This window comes from Pseudomonas sp. MF6767, assembly GCF_016405475.1.
GTDB classification, from domain to species: Bacteria; Pseudomonadota; Gammaproteobacteria; order Pseudomonadales; family Pseudomonadaceae; genus Aquipseudomonas; species Aquipseudomonas paracarnis.
Genome location: NZ_JAEKCY010000002.1, coordinates 32,961 through 48,659, shown reverse-complemented (window position 1 = coordinate 48,659; position 15,699 = coordinate 32,961). Strand labels below are relative to the sequence as shown.

The following is a 15,699-nucleotide window of genomic DNA, read 5'->3' as shown; positions in this document are numbered from 1 at the left end:
CTCCCTGACGTGTGACGAATCCCTTGAAACTCATCATTGTTGCTCTCTACGTTGCTTCCATTGCGTATGTACACCTGCGTGGTCGGGTGCGACACAAGCTGGGTCGCCAGCTTAGTGATCACTCGACGTTCCTGGCGCCGATCAACTGTTTCCTGTACCTGTTCTCCAAGCAGCCCAGCCGTCCCTACCTTTCGCCCAGCGACTTTCCAGACCTGAGCCCATTGCAGGAGCACTGGGAAGAGATCCGCGAAGAAGGCCAGAATCTGATGCGGGCGGGTGAGATCAAACGCTCGGAGCAATACAACGACGTAGGGTTCAACTCGTTCTTCAAGACCGGCTGGAAGCGTTTCTACCTCAAGTGGTACGGCGACAGTCACCCCTCGGCGATGAAGCTGTGCCCACGCACCACCGAGCTGGTGCAAAGCATCGGCTCGATCAAGGCCGCGATGTTCGCCGAACTGCCTCCGGGCTCCAAGCTGGTGCGTCACCGCGACCCGTATGCGGGCTCGTACCGCTATCACCTGGGGCTGGATACGCCTAACGATCCAGGCTGCTACATCAACGTGGACGGCGAAAGCTATTACTGGCGCGACGGCGAGCCGGTGATGTTCGACGAGACCTACATTCACTACGCGGAAAACACCACCCAACAGAACCGCATCATACTGTTCTGTGATATCGAACGGCCGATGAAGTACCGCTGGGCGGCTGCGTTCAATCGCTGGTTTAGCCGCAATGTGATGGCGGCCGCAGGTTCGCCCAACGATGAGGGTGACAAGACCGGCGGCCTCAACCGTGCCTTCACCCGGCTGTACAAGATTCGCCTGCGTGGCAAGGAGCTCAAAAAGCGCAACCGCACGCGCTACTACCTGGAAAAGTGGGCGATCTTTGCCGGTCTGGCGCTGATCTTCATTCTTATCTGACCTGGCTCAGGGCGCGGATCACCCAGGGGGTTGCGCGCCCAACTTGTCCCACATTTTTTTGCTGATCTTCTGCCGATTGGCATACCCCGCCCACGGGTCGTCCTTCAAGGCCTGCAACCGTTGGTGCAGGTTCGCCACTGTCCACTGTTGGGCGCCGCGCAATCCTTTCAACTCCTCTCGACTCACCGGCACCGACACTGGCAAGCCCGGGCGTGCCCGCACTGAATACGCCGCCACGGTACTGGCGCCGCGGGCGTTACGCAGGTAATCGATAAAGATCTTGCCCACGCGGTTCTTGGGGCCACTGGTGGCGGTAAAGCGTTCGGGCAGTTGGCGGGTCATGAATTGGGCAATGGCTTTGGCGAATGCCTTGACGGTGTCCCAGTTATCGCGCCGGGCCAATGGCACGATCAAGTGCAGGCCCTTGCCGCCGCTGGTTTTGACGAAAGCCTGCAAGCCCAGCTCATCAAGTACCGACAGAGTCAGTTGGGCCGCTTCCAGCATGGCTTTCCAGGGCAAGGTCGGGTCCGGATCGAGATCGAGCACGAACAGGTCGGGCGTTTCAATCTTGTCTGCGGTAGCGCCCCAGGTGTGAAACTCGACCGTACCCATTTGCACCGCGCCGACCAGGGCTTCCACGCTGTCTATTTCCATCAGGCGCGCATGGCCTGGATCCAGCGCCGGGTCCAATTGCTTGATGTGGGGGATTGCCATGCGCTCTGAGTGTTTCTGGAAGAACTGCTCACCTTCGATCCCTTCCGGCGCGCGCAGCAGGGACACGGCACGTGCGCGCAGAAAGGGCAGGATCCATTCGCTGATATCGGTGTAGAACTGTGCCAATTGCTGTTTTTGCGTGCCGCTGTGCTTGTCGATAATGCGCTCGGGGTGAGTGATTTTCACGTTCTTCACCGTTGCCTGCGCTTTACCGGCTTTCGATGCCTGCGGTGCCTTGACCGACTTGGCCGCGCGCGGCTGTTCATGAATGATCTGCGAGGCTGGCTTGTCGGTGCGCAGGCTCACAAACGCGGCCTGGCGCACCACGCCTTCACGGGTCCATTCGGCAAATTGCACTTCGCCTACCAGGCTCGGCTCAACCCAATGCACGCCGCGGGCCTGGGCACTGGTCAATGGCTTTTGCAGTGGCGAGTCCTTGCGCTCGAGCGGCGTGAGCTTGGCATAGATGGTTTTCAGCGCCGCCTGATCAAAGCCCGTGCCCACGCGCCCGGCATAGACCAGGCCGGTGTCATCGTTGACCGCCAGCAGCAGCGCCCCAAAGCCGCTGCGCGAACCTTGGGGGCGGGTGTAGCCGACAATCACGAACTCCTGGCGCAGGCGGCATTTGAGCTTGATCCAGTCGGCACTGCGCCGCGACACGTAGGGGCTGCCGGCGCGCTTGCCGATCACGCCTTCGAGCGACAGGTCACAGGCGCTCTCGAAAATATCGCGCTGGCTGGCGGCAAAGGCTTCGGAGAAGCGCAGCAGTTTGCTTCGGCTGGCGGACAGTGCGGATTTAAGCGCAGCCCGACGCTCCTCGACCGGGTCTTCGCGCTGGTCGCGGCCATTCAAAAAGGGTGCATCGAACAGGTAATAGACGATGTCCAGGCTGCGGCCGATATCGAATGCGTTTTGCAGCGCCTGGAAATCCGGCAGCCCGTCGCCATTGAGGCTGACCACTTCGCCATCCAGCCAACTGTCTTTGAGCTTGAGCGCTTGCAAGGCTTTGCACTGACGCGGCAGGCGCTCGGTCCAGTCGTGGCCGTTGCGGGTGAACAGGCGCACTTCACCGTCGCGAATGCGCGCCATGATGCGGTAGCCGTCGAACTTGATTTCGTAGCGCCAATCACCCTCGGGGGCGCGGTCGACCAAGGTTGCCAGTTGGGGGGCAAACTCGTCAGGCAGCGCAGCGTTGCGCTTGGGCGCTTTGGCTTTTGGCGCGGCCTTGGGTTTGGCCTTGGCCTTGGCTTTTGGCTTGCCCACGACCGCGTCGCTGAGCACGCTGGCGGGCTCGGCCTCGACAATATCGAACTCAGAGGCCGGGCGCGCCTGCTGATCGTTTTCCTTGATCAACAGCCACTGCTCCTTGTCACCGCTGCCCTTGAGGCGGGTACGTACCAGCGCCCAATCACCGGAGAGTTTCTCACCCACCAAGGTGAATTTGAGTTTACCCGCCGCGTAGGCTTTGCGCGGGTCATCGTGGGGTTGCCAGATGCCTCGGTCCCACACGATTACATCCCCCGCACCGTATTGGCCGGTGGGGATACTGCCCTCGAAACTGCCATAGCTCAGTGGGTGGTCTTCAACATGCACCGCCAGGCGTTTCTGGCTCGGGTCCAGGCTTGGGCCCTTGGGCACCGCCCAGCTCAACAGCACGCCATCCAGTTCCAGGCGAAAGTCGTAATGCAGGTTGCGCGCATCATGCTTTTGAATCACAAAGCTCAGGGCCGAAGCGTTACGTTTGCTGGCGGGTGAGCTGCCTGCAGGTTCGGCGGTGATCTTGAAATCGCGCTTGCGGTTGTACTCGCTCAGGGGCTTTGCCATGTCGTTCTCCCGTCAATGGCAGGCTCAAGAGGCCTTGTTATTGGACTTTTTCGCGGCGCTCTTTTTCGCCGCAGGTTTACCCGCCAGGCTGCGTTTGAGCAGTTCCGTCAGGTCGATGACATCCGCGGATTTTCGCTCTTCGCCGCCTTCGGCCGTTTCCACATCTTCGATCTTGCCGGCCTTGGCCTTCTTCGCCACCAGCGCCCTGATCTTGTCCTGGAAGCTGTCACGGTACTCATCGGGCTGCCAATCGGCGCTCATGTCTTCCACCAGGCGCTTGGCCATGTCCAATTCACCTTTGGCCAGGGTCGGCTTTGTCACATCGCTGCCCAACTCCAACTCATCCAGGCTGCGCACTTCGGCGGGCCAGCGCAGCATGACCAGCACCAGCGCCGACTCCAGCGGCATCAACGCAGCCAGATGCTGCTTGGTGTGCAGCACCACATTGGCCAGGGCGACCTTGCCGGTTTTTTTCAGCGCTTCGCGCAGCAATGCATAGACCTTGCCGCCGCGTTTATCCGGGGCGAGAAAGTAGGGCGTGTCGATGTTTTGCAGGGGGATCTGGTCGCTGGCGACGAAGGCGATGATTTCGATGGTCTGGGTGGACTTGGGGTGTGCCGAGCGAATTTCGTCTTCGCTGAGCACCACATAGCGTCCTTTTTCAAAGGCCACGCCCTTGACGATATTGTCTTTGGTGACTTCCTTGCCGGTGGTTTTGTTGATGCGCTTATAGCCCACCGGGTCCATGCTGCGCTTGTCCAGCCAGTCGAAGTCGACGCCTTGTGAAGAGGTCGCCGAGACCAGCGATACCGGGATGTGAACCAAGCCGAAACTGATGGCGCCTTTCCAGATTGCCCGTGGCATAGGTGTTATTCCTCAACGAAGAGCCTGTGTGCTGGTGACTCGCAGAGCACGGCAAAAGTTTCGGCGGATAGATGCTCGGACAGATCGTGTTACACCTGATGAGAAACTATTTAGTGTCACAACGCGAACCCACGGCGTAGCGTGTTATCGAAAGCACGTAGTACTTGGCATAGAGAGGTTTGGCCATGAACCGTTGTGTACGTCATCTTTCAGCATTGGCGCTGGGCCTGGCCCTTGCGCCATTGGCCCAGGCGCAAAATCTGCCAGGGCGTAGCGACTACGGCCCTATTCACCGGGCCAACCCCAATAGCATGCAGGGCACCCAGCCCAATGCACCGGCGGTTCGCAGTATCCAGCCTGTCCCGGCAAACCCGCGGCCGACGCTGGAAAACGGCGGCATCGGCAACCGCTACCCCAAGCAGGAGGCGGCCCCCAGCCGACCAGCCACCGCACCCAAAGCGCCCACCTATGATGCCAACGGCAATCGCCGCTAAGGATTTCGCCTTATGTTTGTAAGTAAAACCCTGCTAGCCGCCCTGTGCGCCAGCGCGTTACTGCCGTTGAGCGCGGCGTATGCCGCCGATAGCCAACAGTTCCCCAGCGAGCAAGGCAGCATCACCGCCACGCCGGTTGCCAAGGGCCTTGACCATCCGTGGGCACTGGCGTTTTTGCCCGACCAGCAAGGTTTCCTGGTGACCGAACTGCCTGGAAACCTGCGTTTTGTGAGCCCGGACGGCAAGCTGTCTGCGCCCTTGAAGGGCGTGCCGCAGGTATGGGCCAAAGGGCAGGGTGGGTTGCTGGATGTGGTGCTGTCGCCAGACTTCAAGCAAGACCGCCTGGTTTACCTGTCGTACGCCGAAGGCGGCGGCGAGGGTGGAAAGGCCGGCACAGCCGTAGGGCGTGGGCGTTTGGCGGCCGACTTGAGCGGCTTGGAGGACTTCAAGGTGATACTGCGCCAGGAGCCCAAGCTGTCTACTGGCAACCACTTTGGCTCGCGCTTGGCCTTCGACCGTGATGGCTACCTGTTCGTGACTCTCGGGGAGAACAACGACCGCCCCACGGCCCAGGACCTGGACAAGCTGCAAGGTAAAGTGGTGCGCATCTACCCGGATGGGCGCGTGCCGGACGACAACCCTTTCGTCGGTCAACCCGGCGTGCGTCCGGAGATCTGGTCCTACGGGCAGCGTAACCCTCAGGGGCTGGCCCTGAACCCCTGGAGCGGCACGATCTGGGAACATGAACACGGGCCCCGTGGCGGCGACGAAGTCAATATCATCGAGCGCGGCAAGAACTTCGGTTGGCCGTTGGCAACCCATGGCATCAACTATTCCCTGCTGCCGATTCCGGAAGCCAAGGGCAAAACGGCAGAGGGCACAGTGGCGCCCCATCATGTCTGGGAGAAATCGCCGGGCATCAGTGGCATGGCGTTCTACGACGCCGACCGATTCAAGGCATGGCAGCACAACCTGTTTATCGGCGCGCTGGCCAGCCAAGAGCTGATTCGGTTGCAGTTCGAGGGGGACAAGGTGATCCACGAAGAACGCTTGTTGGGCGAATTGAAAGCGCGAATTCGCGATGTGCGGCAGGGGCCGGATGGCTTTCTGTATGTGCTGACCGATGAGGATGACGGCGTGTTGTATCGGGTTGGGCTGAATCAGGACTAAACGTACGTGGGGCTGACAGCAGACGCTGATCCAATTGATGCCCTGCGATCCAAGTGTGGGAGCTGGCTTGCCTGCGAAGGCGGTGTTTCAGGCGCTGAATCTGTTACTGCACCACCGCTTTCTTAGGCAAGCCAGCTCCCACATTGGATCTCATTCGGTCTGCAGAGTCGGGGTTATAGCCCCAGCTCTGACAGGCCTGGATGGTCATCCGGGCGCCGCCCCAGCGGCCAATGGAACTGGCGCTCGTTCTCTTTGATCGGCATATCGTTGATGCAGGCAAAGCGGTTGGCCATCAAGCCGTTCTCGTCGAACTCCCAGTTCTCATTGCCGTACGAGCGAAACCAGTTACCCGAATCATCGTGCCATTCATAGGCATAGCGCACCGCGATGCGGTTATCGGTGAAGGCCCACAATTCCTTGATCAGTCGATAATCCAGCTCCTTGGCCCATTTGCGGCTCAGGAACTGCTTGGCTTCTTCGCGGTTATGGGCAAATTCGGCGCGGTTGCGCCAGTTCGTATCCAGGGTGTAGGCCAGAGACACGCGTTGTGGGTCGCGGGAGTTCCAGCCGTCTTCCGCCAGGCGGACTTTTTCGATGGCCGAATCGCGGGTAAACGGCGGCAGGGGTGGACGGACGTCTTCTTGGGCTGACATGGGCGGCTCCTCAAAGTAATTAAGGTTGGGTCGAAAGTTGCCTGGTCTGTGAGTTCAAAGTTGCAGTAAGGTCCGCGCCATGCATTGCGCATTATCGGCAGCTGTTGAATCACCCATGACCAGGGCGACGGTAATGGCACCATCGATCAGGATCAGCAGTTGCGCGGCCTGCTGCTCCGGGTCGGGAGTGCCATGTGCTTGGCACAGTTCGAGTGCGTAATCGAACAGTTTGCGTTTATGGGCCTTGGCCAACAGGCGCACCGGGTCCTGGGCGTCGCCGGTTTCACCGCTGGTGTTGATAAAGGCGCAGCCGCGAAAGTCCGCCGAGCCGAACCAGCGCTTGAGCGCGCTGAACAGCTCCAGCAGGCGCTGGCCGCTGTCGTCGCTGTGTTCCACTTCGCTGCGCAGCCACTGCATCCAGCGCTCGTCGCGGCGTTGAAGGGCAGCAATCACCAACTCATCCTTGTTGGCGAAGTAGCGGTAGATACTCTTTCTCGACACCCCGGCGGTTTTCACCAGTAAGTCCATGCCGGTGGCAGCAATGCCGTGGCGATAGATCAATTTTTCGGTGACGTCGAGGATGATGTCGCGGGTTTCATTCTGAGTGATATCGTTCATGTTTCGCACAGTAGAACGATCGTTCTTCATGGTCAACCGGTTTTTTGAATTGCCCACTGCGAGACCTGAGCAGCCTCATGGTGTAAGCTTTGGGCCTCTTCGGATTCGACCCATTGCGAGCCCTATGCCGTCGTTCTTCAAACGCTCCCTGTTGCCCAAGCTGCGCGGTTTCCCGTTGTCCAACGAGGCCATTGAAGTGCTGCCCAGCGCCGACGCCTACCGTCGCTGCTTGTTGGAGAAAATCGCCCAGGCCACGCGGCGTATCTACATCGTTGCCTTGTACTTGCAGCAGGATGAGGCGGGGCAGGAAATCTACGACGCGCTGCATGCCGCCAAGGCCGCACGGCCCGAACTGGACATCGTGGTGATGGTTGATTGGCTGCGTGCCCAGCGCGGGTTGATCGGCGCGGGCAAGCAACCGGGCAACAGCGCCTGGTACCAAGCGATGACTCAGCGCCACGCCACCGAAGTACCGGTGTACGGCGTGCCGGTGCAAACCCGCGAGCTGTTCGGCGTGTTGCACCTCAAGGGTTTCGTGATCGATGACAGCGTGCTGTACAGCGGCGCCAGCCTGAACAATGTGTACCTGCACAAGTTCGATAAATACCGCTTCGACCGTTACCATCTGATCCATAGCCAACCTTTGGCCGATTCGATGCAGCATCTGGTGGAACACGGCCTGGTGGCGTCCAAGGCCGTGCATCGCCTGGACCTGCCGAACCCGCCCACCACTCGCAGCCTGCGCAACGACATCGGCGACCTGCGCAGCCGTCTCAAGCATGCGGCCTACGACACCACGGCCGGCCAGTTTCCCAACGGTCATCTGTCGGTCAGCCCATTGCTGGGCGTCGGCAAGAACAACCCGTTGAGCCGGGTGATCCTCGAATTGATCGCCAGCGCCCAGCAGCAGCTGACTATTTGCACGCCGTATTTCAACCTCCCATTGCCGGTGACCCGTGAGATCAACCGCGCTCTGGCACGCGGTGTGAAGATCGACATCGTGGTGGGCGACAAGACCGCCAACGATTTCTACATTCCGCCCACCGATCCTTTCAAGGTGATTGCGGCGTTGCCGTACCTGTACGAGATCAGCCTGCGACGCTTTGCCAAGCGGCATCAGCCGATGATCAACAGCGGCCAGTTGAACCTGCACTTATGGCGCGACGGCGATAACACCTACCATCTAAAGGGCATGTGGGTGGATGAGCGCTACACCTTGCTCACCGGCAACAACCTCAACCCTCGGGCGTTTCGCCTCGATTTGGAAAACGGCTTGCTGATCGACGATCCACAAGGGCAGTGGCTAGCGCCGCGGCGTACCGAGTTGGCCCAGATCTTCCAGCACGTAACCCGTATCGAGGGCTACCAACAGTTGCAAACGCTGGTGGATTATCCACCCGCGGTGGGCAAGTTCCTGCGCCGGGTCAGTCGAGTGCGCATCGAGCGGTTGCTGTACCGTATTCTGTAGGACTGTTTTCACCGCCTTAGGAGTTTACCTACTCGCATAGCTTGTGTTGGTTGCTACGTTGTTTCTCGACGGTTCTTAGGGACGAGAACTCTGCCCTTGATTGGTTCAGAGGAAACAGACATGTCGAGTATCAGCCCTAGTCGCGACACCCTTGCGTTTACGCCGCCGCTACATTCTGTGAGCCCGGCGGCAAACGCCTTCCCCGACCCCGTTGTTCGCAGCAAGCGCGAAGCAGCCTCAAATCCTGCTGTAGATAGTCCCCGACGATGGACGCTGCAACCTGTGCCCTTGGCGTCGAGCGAGGGTGATCACCGCCTGCGTAACGAGCTGGCGACATCAGCCACGCGCCACGCGTGGGATTCCCTCGTCCAGATCCCCACCGACAGCACTTTCTACGCAGGCTTTGCCGCTTTGCGCAGTGCGTTCAATACTGATGAAGTCAAGGCGTGGATTATGAGCAAAGGCATGGCCCTGGATACCGTGGTGGTGAAACCGGATTCGATCACAGGGCTGGTCTTAAGCGGTCGCGTGGGAACGCGAAAGACGTTCACTCTGAACGACGATTCTGGCTGGTGGCAGGTCGGGGCCCGATTGCGCGCCGCTGCCACGGCGTTGGATAGGGCGGGTAATGGGGTGGCTTATGTGCCGGAACAGTCCGACCGGTTTTCTCGCAATGCTGTCTTGCAGTGGCATGACATCACCCCGCCAACGAATGCCGATGAGTTGGCGTTGGTGCGTGGACAACTGTTGGCGGAGGAATGGTCCGGTTGGTCAACCGAGACAAAAGGCCGGCTGCAGGGCAGCAGCCTTGCGGCAAGAAAAACCATCGACCGGCTGGACGAGCGTCAATACCTGGCAGGTTGCCTGGCTGATCTGGTTCGCAATCGACCCGACGACGAAGAGGTGTCGCTGGCCGATGCGCAGACGCCGATCGGCGCCACGTCGGTGCTTGCCACAGACGGTGCCGACAAGGCCGCCGTGCGTGATGTACTGATTTCTCACGGCTTCCTCGTACCCAAGACCGCGAAGGAAGTGCGCAATGTCATTCGCTGGTTGCAAGCTGCGGTGGCGCCTGCCCCTGCGCTGGGTAATTACGCGCAATTGCTTGCACGACCATGGGCACCGGGCATGTTGTCTGAAAATGACAAACGTTTGGTAGCTCAGTTCATGCGCGACGATGCCATCAGCCGCAGCGAACCGAGTCTATTGCGCGCCTTGGATTTTCGCGGCGTACTCGATGAGCACACCCCGCAAGAAGTGCGTGCCAACGCCGACAAGATACTGGAGCGGATCCTCGACCACCCGTCAGCCCTGAACTGGGGCAAGGCCGCTGCTCGCAGTTTGTATTTTCAGAGCGCGTCCGGCACCTATGACTTATCGACCCTAGAAGCCAAACAGTGGGCACTCACTGCGGCTCTGTTGCAGATTGACCCCGAGATGCCTCGGCGCCCTGGAAACGTTGCCGGTTATGACATCTATCAGCCCGCCAACAGTGGACGGACGATGGCATCGGTACGCGCTGAAATCGAGACCCAACTGGCTCAGAACACCTTGCTCGATCCAAAGACGGTACCGCTGGCCGCGCATCTGTTGTTGGCCAGTAGCGCGCCCGAGTTTCTGGTCCGGGATATCCCTTCCACGATGCGGATAGGCTCGGTGGAATGGGCCGACTTTCGCCTGGGGGTCACGTTTGCCGAGCGGCAAGGTGGGCCTGGTTGCTCGCGGCGCATGAGCCACACCGAAATTATGGGACTCAGCCGGCTGAGCACCAGTACGCCGGGCGAAGCGGCGGTATTGGATAATTATGGGATCGACGTGTTACTCAATTGGGGCTTGATGCGCGGGCTTTATGAAAAGCCAGTGGATGGCCGCTACACACAGCAGCACCATCTGCAGGCCATCACGGCTTTCAATGAGGAGTGCGAGCAACTCGTTTATGCGTTGGAGCAGTTCAACCTGCCGCTGCCTATACGAGAAGACTCGGCGATCAGGAACTTGCAGACAGTATTTCCAGGCCTGAGCGCGGAACAGTTGAAAGCCATGCGGGTGTACATCGCAGACGCGGATGAACGCCGCAACATGAAGCTGTCCGAGCCGAGAACGCGTACGCTGATCGAGACGTACATGACCGGCGACCTTACAAGGGACCGGTGGATGCTGCTGGCGCCCGGGGAGCAGCCGCCACAACCAGCCCGGCGCACCTCTCCATTTGTAATTCCGCGGCTGAGCGCATCCGACCAGGCAGCCGTTGATGCCAACGTGCAAGCGTTGAACGCCAGGATCGCCCATTTACCGGATGTGCAGGCCCAGTTGCCCGGTGAAGTCGATGCCTACCTGGACAAACTCAAGCAGGGTTTGAGCATCGCCACAAGACGCATGATCGCCCAACTGCCGTTGGCTGATCGCCAAGCCTTGGAGTGGGGGGACGTGGACCTGTTTGCCTTGCGCGAGGCAACCGATAGCGTGCCTGAGATAGATGTAACACCGGAGCAGGTGGAGGAGCGCAGAGGGCGAAAGGGCACGCTGATACGCTGCAATTACAACGGGGTAATCAGCTACTTCGAGGTGTTCCCGGACAAGCTGTTGATCGTCAAGCGCGAAGACCTGCCGCGTGATTTGGCCCTCGGAGGGACCTTTCAAACGGTGCCGAAGACGTATGGGCCATGGGCGGTGTCAGAGCTCCCCGTGCGGCTGGGCGCGGTGGAACCATTTGATTTTGCCGCTTACAGCTCCAATGCCTTGCCCAGGCCCGGTGTGACCTCGCCAGGTGTCATTATTGATAAGCTGGGCGAGACCCTGCACGCTACGCCGGTCTCTGTACAGGGCGAGGCATCCAACCAGGTGCCTAACAGTTTTTCGTCGCCCCGCACCCAGTCAATTGTCGATCGGATCATGCAGGGCAATTTTATCCATCATCGTGCCAGCGTGCTGAAGGTCGCGCATGGCATGTTGCCGCTGGAACAAAAGCGCGAAATATTGCGACGCAACGACAGTATTTTGTTGAGCATGATCCCGTTTGTCGGGGCCGTCATTGACCTGACCAAAGGCAACATCGTTGAAGGGATGCGCGGGCTGATCATCGACACCGCCGGGGCATTCGCAGGTGGGGCATTTGGAACCTTGAAACCGCTCGTCAAGTCCACAAAAGCTGTGGCTCCCTTCGGCGTCAAGGCGTTTCGCGTACTGGAAAAGGGGGTTGAGGTGGTCAGTGGCTTCTTGAACCCACTGGATGGCGCGGCAGATTTGATGGCCGCTGGAGGGAAAGGGCTCGTCGCGCTGCCTAAAGCGTTAGGCAGGGCATCGAACCCCTCAGTGCTTTTAAAGCTTGGCGTGGTGGAAGAAAAACTGCGCACTTGCCTGGGTGTATCAAACCAGTTGCAGGCGCCGCACAATGTCCAGGAGCAGGCGGTTCAGCCTGGTGCTCATAACGGACACAATCATTCGATACCGGTGTACGCGGTACAGACCGATGGACGTTGGTACGCGACCCATCCAAAGACCGGGTTGCCGACCGGCACGCCGCTGGATGGGTTTGAAGCACTGCCCGCATGACGACCTGAAACACTTCAGGCAGCGCCCTCGCCGTGACGTACGGGGGGCGCTTTCGATCAGTTGAGTCCCAACTTCCCACGCAAAGTGGACAAATCTTCCGCCAGTGTATTGACCGGGCCCACTAAAGCCTTACGGTCGTTTTCCTTGACTTTGTCGTAGGTCTCGAAGCCGCCATCCGAGGTCTTGTATTTGGCCAGGATCTTGTCCACGGCGGCGAAGTTTTTATCGACCTTGGCCAAAAATGCCTTGTCTTGGTGGTCGATCTGGCCACGGAACAGGTCGACGATTTTCTTTGCACCGTCGATGTTGCCTTGAAAGTCGTACAGGTCGGTATGGCTGTAGCGGTCTTCCTCACCGGAAATCTTGGTGGCGGCGACTTCCTCAAGCAGCGCTGCGGCGCCGCCGACGACTTTTTCAGGCGGGAAGGTCAGGCCGTCAACCCGGGTTTTCAGGTCCAGCACGTCCTTGTTGAGTTTATCGGCCAGGGCGGCGAGACCCTGGGTGGTGTTCTCGGAGAACAGGCTGTACTCGATGCGGTGGAAACCGGTGAAGTCTTCGGCCTTGACGCCTTTCTCGTGATCGTCGACGCGTGAGTCGATGGACGCATCGAGGTCGCTGAACAGCTCGGCGATCGGCTCGATGGACTCATAGTGCACGCGAGTCGGCGCGTAGAGCTTCTTGGCGGTGGCCAGGTCGCCTTTATTGATGGCGTCAGTAAACGCCTGGGTCTGGGTGACCAGCTCAGCGATTTCTTCGGTGACGTAGATTTTGTAATCCGACACCGGGCCCACCAGGTCCAACGGCGCAGTAGCGGCGAAGCTTGCCAGTGGCGAAAGGCTGAGTAACAACAACGCGATAGACGACTTCTTCATGGGATGCATTCCGCTGTGGGGTGTTTTAGGTCTTGGCAGGGGGGTGAGGGTGCGTTGCGGCGAGCAGCGTGCGTCCGATGAAATCCTTGGGCCCGGTGACACCCGGCAAGGTAAAGAAATACCCGCCACCCACTGGCTTGAGGTACTCCTCCAGCGGTTCGCCGTTGAGCCGGGTTTGCACGCTGATAAAGCCTTTCTCCAGGTCAGCCTGGTAGCAGATGAACAACAAGCCCATGTCCAGTTGACCGTTTTTGTTGACGCCGTTGGAGTAGTTGAACGGCCGCCGCAGGATCAGGTTGGCCTGGGTCTGCGGGGTGCGCGGGTTGGCCAGGCGGATGTGAGCATCAAGCTTGGTCAACTTGCCTTGCGGGTCCTTGCGGTAGTCCGGGACCTGGGTTTCGTGCTGGCCGTCCATGGGCGCGCCCGTGGGTTTGATACGGCCGATGATGCTTTCCTGTTCTTGCAGCGGGGTGCGATCCCAGCGCTCGACAAAGTTACGGATGATGCGCACGGCCTGGTAACTGCCATGAGCGGCCCAGGCCGGCTCGTCGCTGGTGGGCTGTACCCAGACGATCTGGTCCATGGCCTTGTCATCGTTGGAGTTGGGGTTGGCCGAGCCATCGCGAAAGCCCAGGAAGTTGCGCGCACTCTGTGCCGGTTCGCCGGGCTTGGCCGGTGCCTGGGGCGGCACGCTGCCTTCTTGCTTCCAGCGCACCAGCAGCAGGTCGGGCAGGTTTCTGACGATGTCACGCAGCGCGTGGATATTGGTGTCCGGCGTGTTGGAGCTGAACTGCAGGCTCAGGTCGCCGTGACACTGCGCCGGTTCCAGTGCATCGTTGGGAAAGCCGACCATGCGACTCAGGCGCTTGGGCTTGGCGGCGGCAAGGCCGAAGCGTTCGTCGAACAACGACTCACCGACCGATACTGTAATGGTCAGGTTATCCGGTGTGACCACAGGGCCAAGGATGCCGGAATCGGTGGGCGGCAATTTCGGGTCGACCTGGGGCACGGTGCCGCCGGTCATCAGAAATGCGATGCGCTCGTTGAGGGTGCGGAACAGACGTTCCAGGTCTTGGCGGTCGCTGGCCAGTACATCGAACGCCACGACCATGCCGCAGGCCGGGCGCGGGGTGACGATGCCGCTTTGGTGCTTGCCGAAAAACGCCTGGTGGTCCTGGGTCTTGTCACTGCGCGGTGCGGTGGTGACTTGCTCAGCCGCTGCCGCCATCGCCGGGCAGGTCAGGCTGCTGCCGGCAATCGCAGCGCCGGTGGCCGCCATGCCCAACAGGACGCGGCGACGTTGGAGGTCAAACTGTTCTGTATCACTCATGTATGCGGTCGTCTTCACTGCAGGCCGGAAAGGCCAAGGGCGGGGTCGATTCCATCGAGTGCAACGGCCAGTGCCTTGGCCTTGTCGCCGATCTGCTTGCGCTGATCGGCTGTAACCTTGTCGTAGCTGGGGTAGCGGTCATTCACCTTGAGCCCGTCGAGTTCGCTGTCGAAGGCGTTGAGCGCGCTGTCGATAGCGGGCAACAGGTCGGCGGCGGACTTGACCAGCAACGGGCGCATCAGGTCGACCACCTTGCGCGCGACCTGCTGATTGGCGGCAAAGCCGTTCAAGTCGATGTGGCTGTAGCGTTCCTCTTCACCGCTCGCCGCTCGCACGTCCGCCAGGCTGTTGAGGTTGCGGACCACGATGCTCACCAGTTGCTCCGGGGGCAGGGACTGGGCCAGTAATTGCTGCTTGAGCGTGGTGACGTCGGTAACCAGGCGTTGGGCGACCGGCGCGAGGCCATCAAGGCTGTGTTGCTGGAACAGGCTGTATTCGAGGCGGTGGAAGCCGCTGAAGGCGGGGTCCTGCTCGCGCTGTTCAAAATAATCGGCGCGGGCATTGATCGCGTTATCCAATTCGGCCAGACGCTGAGACGCCGGCGCCAGGCGCTGATACGCCTCGCGCGCCGGTACATACAGCGCCTGGGCCTGGGCCAGGTCGCCGGCGGCGATGGCCTGTTGCAGGACCGTTACGGCCTTGACCAGCGCACCGCCTTGGCTGCTCAGGTACACGCGAAACTCCGACAACGGGCCGATAAAGGCCACCATCGACGGCTTGGCCTTGGCCTGGGCGTCAGACTCTGCCGTGGGCGTGACATGCAAGGTGCCGCGAGGGTTGCTCAGCAGGCCACAGGTAATGGCGTAGTCGCCGGGCAGCAGGTTGGCGTTGATCACTTGGCTCAGGCCTGGGGCGATGTTTTCCCGCTCTTCGACCACCAGCACGCCGTCGAGGATTTCCCACTCCACCGCGCGGTCGGAGCGGTTGATGATGCGAAAGCTGGCATGTCCTGCTGGTACCGTCAGGGCGTTGGGTTCGCAGGCGTGGCCGTGGATGGTCACCGCGATTTCATTGTGGTTGGTCTGGCGCTTGCCGGCGGCCAATTGCGAGGCGTAGTAGAACAGGCCTCCGGCGGCGATCATCACCACCACCGAGCCGGCCACGCCCCAGCGCAGGGCGCGGGACGGCGGGGCCGATTGAGGGGTTGGGTTGGACAA

Annotated in this window: 12 protein-coding genes; 5 read left to right on the top strand and 7 right to left on the bottom strand. The window is 60.3% G+C overall.

Going from position 1 to position 15,699, the window contains the following annotated elements:
* The first annotated feature begins 23 nt into the window (after positions 1 to 23).
* A complete protein-coding gene (lpxO, locus tag JFT58_RS03620) occupies positions 24 to 923 on the top strand; it encodes a lipid A hydroxylase LpxO (RefSeq protein ID WP_014718362.1) in 900 nt (299 codons plus the stop codon).
* Between the two features lie 18 nt (positions 924 to 941).
* On the opposite strand, the gene ligD is transcribed toward lpxO, so the two are convergent.
* Positions 942 to 3,461 carry a DNA ligase D gene (ligD, locus tag JFT58_RS03615; protein WP_054895930.1) on the bottom strand — a complete coding sequence of 840 codons (2,520 nt, stop codon included), beginning with the start codon at positions 3,459 to 3,461 and terminating at the stop codon, positions 942 to 944.
* 24 nt (positions 3,462 to 3,485) lie between these two features.
* Positions 3,486 to 4,325: a non-homologous end joining protein Ku gene (gene ku / locus JFT58_RS03610; protein ID WP_034127353.1), complete on the bottom strand. Its 840-nt coding sequence runs from the start codon at positions 4,323 to 4,325 to the stop codon at positions 3,486 to 3,488.
* Between the two features lie 185 nt (positions 4,326 to 4,510).
* Between ku and JFT58_RS03605 the strand changes: the two genes are divergently transcribed.
* Positions 4,511 to 4,819, top strand: coding sequence for a hypothetical protein (locus JFT58_RS03605; RefSeq protein WP_034127354.1), 309 nt, complete (start codon positions 4,511 to 4,513; stop codon positions 4,817 to 4,819).
* Between the two features lie 12 nt (positions 4,820 to 4,831).
* Positions 4,832 to 5,989, top strand: coding sequence for a PQQ-dependent sugar dehydrogenase (locus JFT58_RS03600; protein ID WP_054895929.1), 1,158 nt, complete (start codon positions 4,832 to 4,834; stop codon positions 5,987 to 5,989).
* A 173-nt stretch (positions 5,990 to 6,162) separates the two neighbouring features.
* On the opposite strand, the gene JFT58_RS03595 is transcribed toward JFT58_RS03600, so the two are convergent.
* Entirely contained in the window at positions 6,163 to 6,642 is a 480-nt protein-coding gene (locus tag JFT58_RS03595; protein WP_054895928.1) for a nuclear transport factor 2 family protein, read from the bottom strand.
* Positions 6,643 to 6,696: 54 nt separating this feature from the next.
* On the bottom strand, positions 6,697 to 7,260 hold the full coding sequence (locus JFT58_RS03590; RefSeq protein WP_072448602.1) for a TetR/AcrR family transcriptional regulator: 564 nt from the start codon (positions 7,258 to 7,260) through the stop codon (positions 6,697 to 6,699).
* Positions 7,261 to 7,384: 124 nt separating this feature from the next.
* Here JFT58_RS03590 and pssA point away from each other — a divergent pair, with 124 nt between their 5' ends.
* Together pssA and JFT58_RS03580 are read left to right on the top strand one after the other, a co-directional pair.
* Complete coding sequence (pssA, locus tag JFT58_RS03585; RefSeq protein ID WP_054895926.1) at positions 7,385 to 8,728, top strand: CDP-diacylglycerol--serine O-phosphatidyltransferase; 1,344 nt, start codon at positions 7,385 to 7,387, stop codon at positions 8,726 to 8,728.
* A gap of 120 nt (positions 8,729 to 8,848) precedes the next feature.
* On the top strand, positions 8,849 to 12,280 hold the full coding sequence (locus JFT58_RS03580) for a hypothetical protein (RefSeq protein ID WP_198834297.1): 3,432 nt from the start codon (positions 8,849 to 8,851) through the stop codon (positions 12,278 to 12,280).
* A gap of 56 nt (positions 12,281 to 12,336) precedes the next feature.
* Here the strand turns inward: JFT58_RS03580 and efeO (JFT58_RS03575) are convergent, their stop codons facing one another.
* Genes efeO (JFT58_RS03575) through efeO (JFT58_RS03565) form a run of 3 tightly spaced genes read right to left on the bottom strand, consistent with a single transcriptional unit; the run spans position 12,337 to position 15,699 of the window.
* Positions 12,337 to 13,152 carry an iron uptake system protein EfeO gene (efeO, locus tag JFT58_RS03575; RefSeq protein ID WP_034127360.1) on the bottom strand — a complete coding sequence of 272 codons (816 nt, stop codon included), beginning with the start codon at positions 13,150 to 13,152 and terminating at the stop codon, positions 12,337 to 12,339.
* Positions 13,153 to 13,177: 25 nt separating this feature from the next.
* Entirely contained in the window at positions 13,178 to 14,482 is a 1,305-nt protein-coding gene (efeB, locus tag JFT58_RS03570) for an iron uptake transporter deferrochelatase/peroxidase subunit (RefSeq protein ID WP_198834296.1), read from the bottom strand.
* Between the two features lie 14 nt (positions 14,483 to 14,496).
* On the bottom strand, positions 14,497 to 15,699 hold the full coding sequence (gene efeO, locus JFT58_RS03565) for an iron uptake system protein EfeO (protein WP_054895924.1): 1,203 nt from the start codon (positions 15,697 to 15,699) through the stop codon (positions 14,497 to 14,499).